At 58.5% G+C, this 12,419-nt stretch carries 9 protein-coding genes; 7 read left to right on the forward strand and 2 right to left on the reverse strand.

Annotated features, from left to right (window positions below):
* The first annotated feature begins 360 nt into the window (after positions 1 to 360).
* Both F8N80_RS11460 and F8N80_RS11465 read left to right on the forward strand, forming a co-directional pair.
* Entirely contained in the window at positions 361 to 996 is a 636-nt protein-coding gene (locus F8N80_RS11460) for a response regulator transcription factor (RefSeq protein WP_150747336.1), read from the forward strand.
* The gene (locus tag F8N80_RS11465; RefSeq protein WP_150783894.1) at positions 997 to 4,110 is read left to right on the forward strand and encodes a transporter substrate-binding domain-containing protein; all 3,114 of its coding nucleotides are present in this window, start codon (positions 997 to 999) and stop codon (positions 4,108 to 4,110) included.
* Positions 4,111 to 4,113: 3 nt separating this feature from the next.
* Here the strand turns inward: F8N80_RS11465 and dkgB are convergent, their stop codons facing one another.
* Together dkgB and F8N80_RS11475 are read right to left on the reverse strand one after the other, a co-directional pair.
* Positions 4,114 to 4,917 (reverse strand): 2,5-didehydrogluconate reductase DkgB, encoded by an 804-nt coding sequence (gene dkgB / locus F8N80_RS11470; RefSeq protein WP_150783895.1) that lies wholly within the window; start codon positions 4,915 to 4,917, stop codon positions 4,114 to 4,116.
* 356 nt (positions 4,918 to 5,273) lie between these two features.
* The gene (locus F8N80_RS11475) at positions 5,274 to 6,182 is read right to left on the reverse strand and encodes a LysR substrate-binding domain-containing protein (RefSeq protein WP_150747339.1); all 909 of its coding nucleotides are present in this window, start codon (positions 6,180 to 6,182) and stop codon (positions 5,274 to 5,276) included.
* A 104-nt stretch (positions 6,183 to 6,286) separates the two neighbouring features.
* On the opposite strand from F8N80_RS11475, the gene F8N80_RS11480 reads away from it, so the two are divergent.
* The 5 genes from F8N80_RS11480 (at position 6,287) to F8N80_RS11505 (ending at position 12,357) form a co-directional block, all read left to right on the forward strand.
* The gene (locus F8N80_RS11480) at positions 6,287 to 7,153 is read left to right on the forward strand and encodes a pirin family protein (protein WP_150783896.1); all 867 of its coding nucleotides are present in this window, start codon (positions 6,287 to 6,289) and stop codon (positions 7,151 to 7,153) included.
* A gap of 125 nt (positions 7,154 to 7,278) precedes the next feature.
* Positions 7,279 to 7,905: an isochorismate family cysteine hydrolase YcaC gene (gene ycaC / locus F8N80_RS11485; protein WP_150747341.1), complete on the forward strand. Its 627-nt coding sequence runs from the start codon at positions 7,279 to 7,281 to the stop codon at positions 7,903 to 7,905.
* Between the two features lie 181 nt (positions 7,906 to 8,086).
* Entirely contained in the window at positions 8,087 to 9,529 is a 1,443-nt protein-coding gene (locus F8N80_RS11495; RefSeq protein ID WP_150783897.1) for a mechanosensitive ion channel family protein, read from the forward strand.
* A 298-nt stretch (positions 9,530 to 9,827) separates the two neighbouring features.
* A complete protein-coding gene (locus tag F8N80_RS11500; protein ID WP_150783898.1) occupies positions 9,828 to 10,268 on the forward strand; it encodes a carboxymuconolactone decarboxylase family protein in 441 nt (146 codons plus the stop codon).
* 226 nt (positions 10,269 to 10,494) lie between these two features.
* Positions 10,495 to 12,357, forward strand: a complete 1,863-nt coding sequence (locus F8N80_RS11505; protein WP_150747345.1) for a DUF3857 domain-containing transglutaminase family protein — start codon at positions 10,495 to 10,497, stop codon at positions 12,355 to 12,357.
* The last annotated feature ends 62 nt before the right edge of the window (positions 12,358 to 12,419 follow it).

The raw sequence follows: 12,419 nt of genomic DNA on the forward strand, positions 1-12,419 counted from the left end.
CCACACTCCTGAACCCTTCCTGAAGAACCCCGCAATTCTCCCTCCCCAATCCAGCCTGTACTCGCCAGACACAACTCGCCACCTGACATACATGCCACCGGATGAGGCGCTCCTGTTTTTAGGAATAGTCCTACAGAAAGCCAACCGGGTCTTGCGTAGTCTTGTGCCCTCACGAAACTCACCCCCCTACCGGGATGGCGATCATTGATCGTCGACTACCGTTCGTCGGCACTGTCATTTCTGTCAGGTAGATTCACCCGAAATTCCATGCAACAGTCTCTGCGCAGCCGTTGTGTTAACCCGGGCCTGGCCCAAGGGCATCGATTGCCCACTCGTAGTGCCTTTGCACAGGGAGTTGCCATGAAGTCAGCGAAGTCAGCGCTGATAGCGGACGATCATCCGGTGGTTCGCGCTGCAGTGAAAATCCTGCTTGCACAGGAGGGGTTCAAACAGATCCACGAGGTATCCAGCGGTAACGAGGTCTTGCCGATGATCCGCGAACATAAACCTGATCTGGTGGTGCAGGATCTGATCATGCCCTCGCTGGACGGGCTTGATGTGCTGGCACGGATCCAGGCCGGTGACGTGCCGTGCCGGGTCGTGGTGTTCACTTCCCTGGAAGGCCTGTTTTATCAGGATCGTTGCATGCGTGCCGGTGCCGCGGCGTATGTGTCCAAGTCCAATGAACTGGAACATCTGCACAAGGCCGTGCAGGCGGTCATGGCCGGTTATAGTTATTTCGCCAGGCTACCTTCGAGCTCGGTGTCGCTCAATAGCTTGCAACGCAGCGAAAAAGAGTTGATCGACAAACTCTCCGACCGGGAATTGACGATCTTTCAGTATCTGGCCCATGGCATGAGCAACAAGGCAATCGCCGACATCATGAACCTGAGCCACAAGACGGTCAGCACCTACAAGACCCGGACAATAGAAAAACTCAATGTGCAATCCCCGGTGCACCTGAGGGATTTCGCCCTGCGTAATCATCTGATCTGAATGAGAACCTTGCGGCGTTGGCGCAGCATGACATCCCTCCTGCTAGCGGGGTGTCTCTGGATATCGAGTGTCTGTGCGCAGCCGCAGACACTGACGTTGCTGGGGCGCTCCAGTGCCGAGGGGCATGTCGTCAAACTGTCAGAGACCGATTCACGCTGGCTGCGGCAAAAGGGCCGATTGGTGCTCGCCGTCTCCGCACCGGATTATCCCCCCTTCGACATCACTACCACCGGCACTGACTACGAGGGATTGACGGCTGACTATGCCGGTCTGCTGCAGCAGCTGCTGCACGTAGAGATTGACGTCCAGCGTTACGAATCGCGAGAAGACGCGGTGCGAGCAATCAAACAAGGTACCGCGGATTTGCTCGGCACGGCCAACAGTTATGAGGCCGAAAACACAGAGCTGCGCATGTCCAGTGCCTACGCCGTCGACCAACCGGTGCTGGTGACGCGCACAGAGTCATCGCCGCCGCTGGACCCGGACCTGACCGGCAAACGGCTGGCGACGCTGTACCACTATTTACCTGAGCATAACGTGCAGGCGTTCTACCCCAAGGCCAGCGTCCAGTTGTTTCCCTCTACCCTGAGTGCGGTGGGGGCCGTAGCGTTCCGGCAAGCGGACGTCTATCTGGGCGACGCGATCAGCGCTCATTACCTGATCAGCAAAAACTATCTCAACAACGTGCAATTGGCCGATTTTTCGCGCATGGAGTCCGGTCGCTTTGCGTTTGCGATGACCCGCGACAATCAACAATTGCATCGCATCGTCAACAAGGCGCTGGCGGCGGTGAGCACCAATGAACACATGAGCATCCTGCGTCGATGGGGCGCCAGCGGGACTTCCATGCCGGGAACGCAATCGTTGCAATTGAGCGTGGCCGAGCAACGCTGGCTCGATCGACATCCCCGTGCAAGCGTGGCAATGAACGAAAACATCCTGCCGATTTCGTTTATCGACAGCGATGGCAAGTTCCGCGGCATCAGCGCTGATGTACTGGACAAAATCAGTCTGCGCACCGGCTTGCAGTTCGATATACGGCCTGCCAGATCAATCGCCGAGATGTTGGCATCGCTCAAGACCGGAGAAGTCGATCTGGTGGCGGGGATAAGCCCCAGTATCGAACGTGAGGCCGAGTTGCGCTTCACTCGGCCCTTTCTCACCAGCCCGAATGTGCTGGTGACTCGCCTGGGGCCGAACACTCCCACGACCCTGGATGAAATGGCCGGCAAAACCCTGGCGGTCACCCAGGGCAACAGTGCCGGTGAATTCATTCGTCAGCATTTTCCGCAGATCAGGCTGGTCAATGCACCCTTGACCGCGGATGCGATGGACATGGTTGCCCGGGGCAAGGCTGACGGCGCAATCAACTCGTTGATCGCTGCCCGCTACATGATTTCCCGGCGTTACCGGGATCAGCTGCGGGTGACCAGCACCGTCGGCACCGATCCCGCCCGCAGTACCCTGGCCACCAGTCGCGAGGCCGTTGAGCTGCATTCGATCCTGGACAAGGCGCTGCTGAGTATCGCCCCCGAAGAAATCGATGACCTGACCCTCTATTGGCGCAATGATCTGATGGTGGAGCAAAGCTTCTGGCTGCGTCATCGCCAGGCCATTTTTCAGGCATTTGCCGGCGCTGGCGCCTTGCTGGTGCTCGCCCTGATCTGGATCGGCCATCAGCGCCGGCAGATCCGCCAGCGCCAGCTGCTGCTCAGCCAACTGCAGGACGCCAAGGACGCCGCCGACGAGGCCAATCGGGCCAAGACCACGTTTCTGGCAACCATGAGCCATGAGATCCGCACGCCGATGAATGCTCTGATCGGCATGCTCGAATTGGCGCAGAAGCAGGCGCAGGAGGGCGTTGCCGACCGTGCCGCGATTGAAGTGGCATCGACTGCCGGGCAACAGTTGCTGGCGTTGATCGGCGACATCCTGGACATCGCCCGCATCGAATCCGGGCATTTGTCGCTGAGCCCCGACCGAGCCAACCTGCACACGCTGGTGGAGTCGGTGTGTCGGGTGTTCGAGGGCCTGGCACGGCAGAAGCACCTGGAGTGGCGAGTCGATCTGGACCGGCACAGCGACTGCGACGTGTTGATCGACCCCACGCGCTTCAAGCAGGTGCTGTCCAATCTGTTGAGCAATGCCATCAAGTTCACCCACGAAGGTGAAGTGAGCCTGACGCTGCGGGTCGAGCCTGTCCTGTCGGGGCATCTGGCGGTCAGTGTGTGTATCGAAGACAGCGGCATCGGCATCGGCGCCGAGGATCAGCAACGCTTGTTCAGTCCGTTCGTTCAGGGCGGTAACAGCCAGCAGTCAGGTTGCAGCGGTTCCGGCCTGGGGTTGGTGATCAGCCGCTCCTTGTGCGAAATGATGGGCGGTCGCTTGCAGCTCGCCAGCGTTCCGGGGGAGGGCACCCGGATCGACGTCAGCCTGGGGCAGCTGAGCTTTCTGGGCCACCAGGTTCTCGAGGCCGAGGACGGCGAGCGCGGCGTGGCGCAATGGCGCGAGCATGAGTTCGATCTGGTCATCACCGACTGCAATATGCCGCGGATCAGTGGTTATGAATTGGCGGGGGCGATACGCGATGAGGAGCGGGCCCAGGGATTGCAACCGACGCTGATTCTGGGATTTACCGCCAATGCGCAGGCCGAGGAAAAGTTCCGCTGCATCGAAGCGGGGATGGACGACTGCCTGTTCAAACCCATCCGGCTGGCAGACCTGAGTGCATGGTTGGCCGCTAGGTTTGCGGGCGAACGGCCCAGGGTGATCGCAGCACCTGCAACGGCCGAGATCGACCTGAGCGGCCTGGAACACTTCGTCGGTGCAGACCACGAGATGATCGAACAATTGCTGCGCGATCTGGCCGTGACCAACCGCGATGACCGCGATCTTCTGCTGCAGCTCCATACCCGCGGCAATCTCCACGACTTGCCGATACTGGCGCACCGGATCAAGGGCGGCGCGCTCATGGTCCGCGCGGTCAGGCTGATCGAGTGTTGCGAGCAACTGGAGCGAGCGTGTGGCGAGGGGCGCGCGGCACTGATCGACGAGGCCGTCGATCAGTTGCAACAGGCCATGACGCGCCTGGATCAAAGCCTTGCGCAGGGCTGACGGTCAATCCCAGTTAGGGGCAATACCTTTGGGACTGGTCAGCCGTTGGCCGCGATCCAGGCCTGCGATCGAGGCCATGTCCGCGTCGCTCAACTTCATGGCGCAGGCTTTGAGGTTGCTGGCCAGGTTGGCACGTTTGGTCGACGAGGGAATCACGGCGTAACCCCGTTGCACGGCCCAGGCCAGGGTGACCTGTGCCGGTGTCGCCTGCAGGCGATCGGCGATCTGGCGGATGACCGGGTCCTTGAGTACTTCACCGTAGGCGAGGGTCATGTACGAAGTGATCCGAATGTCCTGGCTCTGCGCGAACTCGACGACCTTGCGGTTTTGCAGGTACGGGTGCAGTTCGATCTGGTTAGTGGCGATGTTCTCGGCACCGACTGCAGCGATGGCCTGTTGCATCAGGTCGACGGTGAAGTTGGACACGCCGATCTGCCGGGTCAGGCCGAGCTTCTTGGCTTCGAGCAGGGCGCCCATGAATTCTGCCACCGGCACCTGGTCTTCCGGCGACGGCCAGTGGATCAGGGTCAGGTCCAGGTAGTCGGTCTGCAGTTTTTGCAGACTCTCCTTGAGGCTGTCGATCAGGCGGTCCTTGGCGAAGTTGGCGACCCAGATCTTGCTGGTGATGAACAGTTCTTCACGGTCAATGCCGCTGGCGGCGATGGCTTGGCCGACCTCGGCTTCGTTCTCGTAGATTTGCGCGGTATCGATGGCCCGGTAACCGAGCTCAAGGCCAGCGTTCACCGAATCGATGACCACTTGGCCTTGCAAGCGAAACGTACCCAGACCGAATGCGGGAATAGACATCAATGACTCCAGGGTTGCAGGGGGAATGGACACGAGTATCCGCGCCTGCATCCTTGAGAAAAACCGCTGGATCGGCAAAGCAATGTTTACCGAAAGTCACGAATCGGGGGCGACCTGGGTATTGAAAGTGTTTGTTCTGGCGCCTTCGCGAGCAAGCCCGCTCCCACATTTGATCGGTGTCGTACACAAATGCTATGACCGAAATAGATCCAATGTGGGAGCGGGCTTGCTCGCGAAGGCCGCGACTCGGTCTAAAGCCATTACACCCGAGCTACAAGCATCATGCAGCCGGCAGACCCCGTCGCATACAACCGCCCATTCCCATCAAAAATCCACCCTCGGTCAGCGCCGCTCCCCTAGGCAATATCGCTATGGCTGAACTCCTCGCCCAGAAAGTCGATCAACGTCCGCACCGACGGCAGCAACCCGCGACGCGACGGGAATATCGCGTGGACGATCCCGCACTTGGGGGCCCAGCCCGGCACCAGCTCCACCAGGCGTCCGGCGGCGATGTCATCGCGCACCACCACGTTGGGCAGGTGGACGATGCCGATCCCGGCAAGCACCGCGTGACGCAGTGCCAACAGGTCATCGGTGACCATGCGCGGCGCGTGTCGAATCACCGCACTGGCGCCACCTGTGCCGAACAGTTCCCACTGATATTCACGCTGCGCCGTGCCCCAATGCAGGCTCGGCAGACCGCTGAGGTCGGCCGGGGCAGCGGGTGTCGACAGGCGTTCGCAAAAAGCCGGGCTGCCCACCAGGCTCTGGGTGCTGTTGCCCAGTATCTTCATCACCATGTCGGTGTTTTCCAGCGGCGGAAAGCGCACCCGCAGGGCGATGTCGAACCCTTCGTGGATCAGGTCGACCCGGCGGTTGGTGCTTTCGATGAACAATTCCACCAAGGGGTACTTGAGCATGTAGCGGGTCAGCATCGGCCCGACCCAGGAATTGAGCAGGGCGGTGGGACAACTGATGCGCACCAGCCCCTGGGGTTCGGAGCGGTTGCGTTCGATCAGTTCGGCGGCGCTTTGCGCTTCCACGCACATGGCCAGGCAGCGCTGGTAATAGGCCTGGCCGATTTCGGTCAGCGAACAATGCCGACTGGTGCGGTGCAGCAGGCGCACGCCGAGGCGCTCTTCGAGCTCGGCAATGCGTCGGCTGAGCTTGGACTTGGGCATGTCCAGCGCCCGCCCGGCCGCAGCGAAACCGTGGTGCTCCACCACTTGGGTGAAGTAGTAGAGGGTGTTGAGGTCTTCCACCATCGTTCTCCATATAGAACGCTAAGACTGATTTTTGCAGTCTAGTGCATCAAAGGCTTCAGTTTTAAGCTTTACCCATCGCGTCATATCACCGAATGGGAGGAAAGATGAAAAACATCATCGGTATCTACACCAGTCCACGGGCCCATTGGGTCGGCGACGGCTTTCCGGTTCGCACCCTGTTTTCCTACGACAATCTGGGCAAACACATCAGCCCGTTTCTGCTGCTGGATCACGCAGGCCCTGCCGAATTCACCCCGACCACCGAGCGACGTGGCGTTGGTCAGCATCCGCACCGCGGATTCGAAACCGTGACTATCGTTTATAAGGGCGAGCTGGAGCACCGCGACTCCACCGGCAGCGGGGGCAAGATCGGCCCAGGCGACGTGCAGTGGATGACCGCAGCGTCGGGGATTCTCCACGAAGAGTTCCACTCCGAAGGTTTCGCCAAGAGCGGCGGCACCCTGGAAATGGTGCAGCTGTGGGTCAACTTGCCGGCCAAGGACAAGATGGCCGACGCCGGTTATCAGACGATTCTCGATGGTGACATCCCGAGCATCCCGCTCAAGGACCAGGCCGGCAGCCTGCGCTTGATCGCCGGTGAGTTCGACGGCCACACCGGCCCGGCGCGTACGTTTACCCCGATTGACGTCTGGGACCTGCGCCTCAATGGCGGCAAGTTGCTGACCCTGGACCTGCACGAAGGTCGTAACACGGCACTGGTCGTGTTGCGTGGCACGGTTCAGGTCAACGGTGTGGAGCCGGTGCGGGAAGGGCAATTGGCGTTGTTCGAGCGCGACGGCAATCAGCTCAGCCTGGAAGCCGACAACGATGCTGTGGTGTTGCTGCTCAGCGGCGAACCGATCGACGAGCCGATCGTCGGTCACGGTCCGTTCGTGATGAATACCGAGCAGGAGATTCACCAGGCCTTCGCCGACTTCCAGTCCGGCCGGTTCGGCCAGATGAGCGGTTGAATCAATGCGACAGCGCTGTGGCGTGCCAGGTTTGGCTGACTACGCTTGCCTGGCCGCATTTGACGAAAAACAGAGTTCACTCACGCCGGCACCGTTCGGCATCGATTAAAAGCGAGGATTTCCCCATGACGACTTCTTACAAACGTCTCGACAAGGATAACGCCGCCGTTCTGTTGGTGGATCATCAGGCGGGCCTGCTGTCTCTGGTGCGCGACATCGAACCTGACCGTTTCAAGAACAACGTGCTGGCCCTGGCCGACCTGGCCAAGTACTTCAAGCTGCCGACCATCCTCACCACCAGTTTCGAAACCGGCCCCAACGGTCCGCTGGTGCCCGAGCTCAAGGCGCTGTTCCCGGACGCGCCGTACATCGCCCGTCCAGGCCAGATCAATGCCTGGGACAACGAAGACTTCGTCAAGGCGATCAAGGCCACCGGCAAGAAACAACTGATCATTGCCGGCGTAGTGACCGAGGTGTGCGTGGCGTTCCCGGCACTCTCGGCGTTGGCTGAAGGCTTCGATGTGTTTGTGGTGACGGACGCTTCCGGTACCTTCAACGAACTGACCCGTCAATCGGCCTGGGACCGCATGTCGTCCTCCGGCGCGCAATTGATGACCTGGTTCGGCCTGGCCTGTGAGCTGCATCGTGACTGGCGCAATGACGTGGAAGGCCTGGGCACGTTGTTCTCCAACCACATCCCGGATTACCGCAACCTGATGACCAGCTACAACACCCTGACCAATAGCAAGTAACCCGGCCAACACACATATCCTGTGGGAGCGGGCTTGCTCGCGAAGACGGCGGCCCAGTCAATATTGATGTCGCCTGACACACCGCTTTCGCGAGCAAGCCCGCTCCCACAGGTTTTGCATTGTTCTCAGGGCATCAATTGCTCCTACACTGTGCCCATCCGCACGTGTCTGGAGTCGCTCGATGCTGTCCCTGCTCACCGATCATCCATTGCTCTGCGCCCTGGTCCTGATCCTGATCGATCTCGGCCTGTGGCGGTTGATCAGTGCCAATGGCAGGCACTGGAAACTGGTGGTGCGGCTGGTGATTTTCTCGCTGTTCAGCGTCGTGCTGTTCAACGAAGGCCTGAACCCGCTGGAGCCGGCGCCCTGGGCCGACAACGTCCCATTGCACCTGGCGGCGACCGGTTTGCAGATCGGCTGGTGGCTGTTCGGCGCGCGAACCCTGACGGTGCTGATCGGCGCGGTGATGATGCAACGGGTCGGGCACACCGGGCGGTTATTGCAAGATTTGCTCGGTGCGGTGATCTTTTTGATCGCCGTCATCGCCGCGCTGGCCTATGTGCTCGAACTTCCGGTCAAGGGCATCCTGGCCACGTCCGGTGCGTTGGCGATCATCGTCGGCCTGGCCCTGCAAAGCACCCTCAGTGACGTGTTCTCCGGGATCGTCCTCAACACCACCAAACCCTATCAACTGGATGACTGGATCTCCATCGACGGCACCGAAGGCCGGGTCACCGACATCGACTGGCGCGCCACGCGCCTGCAGACCGCCCAGGGCAGCATGGCAGTGATCCCCAACTCACTGGCGGCCAAGGCCAAGATCATCAACTTCAGCCGCCCGAGCGACATTTTCGGCGTCTCGATCAGCTTGCAACTGAGCCCCCACGCCCGTCCGAACACGGTGATCGAAGCCCTGGAACGGGCCATGCAGGGCTGCCGTCAGTTATTGAGCAAACCGGCACCCAGCGTCTCGTTGAAAAGCTCCAGCAGCACCGGGATGGAATACGAGATCAGCGGTTTCGTCGAATCCATGGATCAGAAGCGCATGGTGCGCAATCAGCTGTTCGACCTGGCGTTCCGGCACTTGCATGCATCCGGTGTCAGCCTGTTGTCGAGCGTCGAATCGAATGCACAGGCCAACCTGTCACGGCCACGGGCATTGCTCGACACCTCGAACATTTTCTCGACCCTGCGTCAGGAAGAGAAGGAAACCTTCAGCCAGAACATGACACTGCAAACCTTCCGCGCCGGCGAACTGATTCTGCCGGCAGGGGAGGTCAGCGATCATCTGTTGATCATCGAATCCGGGGTGGTCTCGGTGGAGCTGAGCCGTGGCGGCGTCCTGTTCGAGTCCGGGCGCATGGGGCCGGGCGAGGTGATCGGCGAGGGCGGGATATTGTCCGATACGGCACTCCAGGCGCAGTTCACCGCCAAGACATTCTGCAGCCTGTACCGGATCGAGAAGGAATACCTCAAACCCTGCCTGGATGCGCGGCATGACATCGGCGAGGCGATGAAGGCGCTGCTGGATTTCCGCTTGAACAAGGCTCGCACGCTCACCGAGGAAGTGCCTAAGGCTGTGGAGAAGAGGGGTTTTCTGCAGTGGTTGCGCAACCGAGCGTAGGGGTTCGAAGGTCACGGGGGCGGGTGCAATCGAGTGAGCCGTCAGTCGGCGCCAGGCGAACAAGTTGTTCACCGACCAGGGTGCGGTCATCACTGTTCCAATCCTCGAACGGCGCATGTTGCCAAACCATGCCAACCGGGCCGGCCATCAATTGATGTCGGTGCAGTGATGGCAATTACCCATGTGGATTATTTTCGAGCCAGCCCATTGGCATCCTCGACTTCACAATAATTGGCTATTTGCTAGCTGTCGGTGCGGGATTAACGTAGCGCCACATCCTTTGTTACTGGAGCCCACCATGCAACCTCGTATCGATTTCTACACCGCTTCCCCCGACGCCCTCAAAGCCATGATCGCCCTGGAAACCGCCGTGTCGAAGCTGCCACTGGAAAAGTCGCTGATCGAACTGGTCAAGCTGCGCGCCTCGCAGATCAACGGCTGCGCCTTCTGCATCGACATGCACACCGCCGATGCAATCAAGGGGGGTGAAACGCCACGCCGCCTGTTCGCCGTGACCGCCTGGCGCGAGGCGCCGTTTTTCACCGAGCGCGAGCGCGCCGCCCTGGCCTGGACCGAATCCTTGACCCAGCTCAGCCTGACCCACGCGCCGGATGAAGACTATGAACTGGCGGCCGCCCAGTTCAGCCCCAAGGAAATGGTCGACCTGAGCGTGGCGATTTCCACCATCAACAGCTGGAACCGCCTGGCGGTAGGTTTTCGCAAGATGCCTCAGGAGTAACACGCAAGTCTCAATATTCACTCGCCACGGCCCGTAGTTGCACCTTGCGATCAAAGGCACCATCGCCGTGGCGAGGATGAAACGGACTATGGTCATCTGAAGGACGTTTCTGTAGGACCTATGTAGGAGTGTTCTGATTCTACTTTCAGCGTCGAGGGAGGTGCATTTTTTGACGTAATGCTGCGGTATATTGCGAACACATCTAATTTATCAAGTGTGTTCATATATGCGACTTTCTATCTTCCAGTATTTGCGATTGCTTGGGTTCATCGCCTGCTGTCTTATGGCAGTCACCCCGGCATTGGCCAATAACGATGGCGCAGACACCTCGGTCACAATCGAAAAAGATATTCGCAAGTATGTCATTAACGCAGATGGCAGCTTCATAGCCACCCATGACGTAGTGATCTTGATTAACGAAGAGCGGGCCGTTAAGGTTTATGCACAATATTATTTGAACTACAACCGAAGCCTTGAAAATCTGGAGGTTGTCGAGGCATTCACGCAAAAGCCGGATGGTCGCAAGTTTGTGGTCCAGCCTGACCAGATCAAAGAGCAACAAGAGCGCGGATCAGCAGACGCACCAATGTTTCAGGACACGTTGGTCAAGGTGGTCATCTTTCCCGACGTCGCTGTGGGTGACCGCCTTTTTATTCGATTCAAAACACATCGCAACACTGCATTGTTCCCACAGCACTTCGAGTCGTTATCACATCCCACGTTTCACCCTACCAAGCAATACACGCTTGTTTATGACTTGCCGCAGAGCATGCCATTGTACGCCGATGCTCGAGGCTTCAAGGCCAGCGATCCTGTCACTATGGCGGGACGAACCATTTACCGCTGGGACAATGTCCCTGAAAAAAAAGCTCGTATCGAAAATGGCTCTGTCGCTTATCAGGATTACGGCCAGTATCTAGCAGTTTCTACATTTCCTGACTTCCAGGCATTTGCCCAGGCTTACGATGCCCGGGCGAAGAGTCGTGTAACAGCAGAAATAAGTCAGTTGGCACAAACGATAACCGCCCATCTGGTTGACCCTCGGGACAAAGCGATTGCCCTGAATGATTGGGTACGAAAAAATATCCGCTATGTTGCAGTCTATGTAGGGGCGGGCAGTGTCGTTCCCAATCCGGTCGAAACGATTCTGGCCAATCGCTATGGAGACTGCAAAGATCACGTAGTGTTGTTGGAGTCATTGCTTGCGGCGGTGGCTATCGAGAGTACACCGGCGCTTCTAAATTCCGAGAATGCTTATACCTTGCCCAAGGTCCCAACCCTGGGTGTGATTAATCATGTTATTACCTATATTCCAGCACTGGATCTTTACCTGGACTCGACCGCAGAAGGGGTTGCGGGCGGTTATCTGCCTATTTTCAACCTGGATAAACCTGTCGTTTTCAGCAAGTCAGGAACGCTGGGACGCACACCTTCTACCCAAGGCGGAAAGATTGAGAGCAACACGGTGTTCAAGGTTCGCGCAAACGGTGAGGCTGACTTTACCCACTCATCCCGAATTACAGGTTGGGCAGCAGAACCCAATCGTTACGCTGTTAACGCCATGAGCGTTGTTGATAGAAATCAGTTGGTGCAAAAACTCCTGGCGAGCTACGGACAGAAGGGCAAAGGAGAGTTCAGCGCCACCCCACTTGAGGCCGGCAATAACGAACTTTCAATAGAAATGGTCGGTCTGTCGGAGAATCTGGTTGCCTTGCCGGGGCCTACGGGCGTTTTCACTATGAGCAGCTTCGTTGGAGGTATTGCGCAGAACGTTTTTACCTTCGCAGCGGAGAGCGACCGTGTTCAGGCCTTTACCTGCATCTCGGGAGTGACTGAAGAGCAGGCGCGTTTTGAATTTGCAAAAGAGGTCAGTATTGTCGCGGTGCCTAAGTCAATGACCTTGCGGCATGAGAAGTTCGAGTACACCTCCAGCTACTTAAAAGAGCCTGGTGCAGTGGTTGTTCGTCGCTACTTGAAATTTTACAACCCCAGTGCGTTGTGCAGTCCTGATGATTTCAAAGGTATGAGTTCAGTGATTGGCTCAATGGTAAGCGATTTGAAATCACAGATCGTGGTTCAGGTTCAATAGGGTTGGCGAGTTCGAGGTGTCGCAAAAGTGCCGGTATAAGAGGGTGCGTCGTAGTTGACTGG

This window comes from Pseudomonas fluorescens (assembly GCF_902497995.1).
GTDB lineage: Bacteria > Pseudomonadota > Gammaproteobacteria > Pseudomonadales > Pseudomonadaceae > Aquipseudomonas > Aquipseudomonas fluorescens_BK.

Coding starts and splice junctions, on each gene's coding strand:
- F8N80_RS11460 (WP_150747336.1), top strand. CDS start 361: ATGAAGTCAGCGAAGTCAGCGCTGATAGCGGACGATCATCCGGTGGTT.
- F8N80_RS11465 (WP_150783894.1), top strand. CDS start 997: ATGAGAACCTTGCGGCGTTGGCGCAGCATGACATCCCTCCTGCTAGCG.
- dkgB (WP_150783895.1), bottom strand. CDS start 4,917: ATGTCTATTCCCGCATTCGGTCTGGGTACGTTTCGCTTGCAAGGCCAA.
- F8N80_RS11475 (WP_150747339.1), bottom strand. CDS start 6,182: ATGGTGGAAGACCTCAACACCCTCTACTACTTCACCCAAGTGGTGGAG.
- F8N80_RS11480 (WP_150783896.1), top strand. CDS start 6,287: ATGAAAAACATCATCGGTATCTACACCAGTCCACGGGCCCATTGGGTC.
- ycaC (WP_150747341.1), top strand. CDS start 7,279: ATGACGACTTCTTACAAACGTCTCGACAAGGATAACGCCGCCGTTCTG.
- F8N80_RS11495 (WP_150783897.1), top strand. CDS start 8,087: ATGCTGTCCCTGCTCACCGATCATCCATTGCTCTGCGCCCTGGTCCTG.
- F8N80_RS11500 (WP_150783898.1), top strand. CDS start 9,828: ATGCAACCTCGTATCGATTTCTACACCGCTTCCCCCGACGCCCTCAAA.
- F8N80_RS11505 (WP_150747345.1), top strand. CDS start 10,495: ATGCGACTTTCTATCTTCCAGTATTTGCGATTGCTTGGGTTCATCGCC.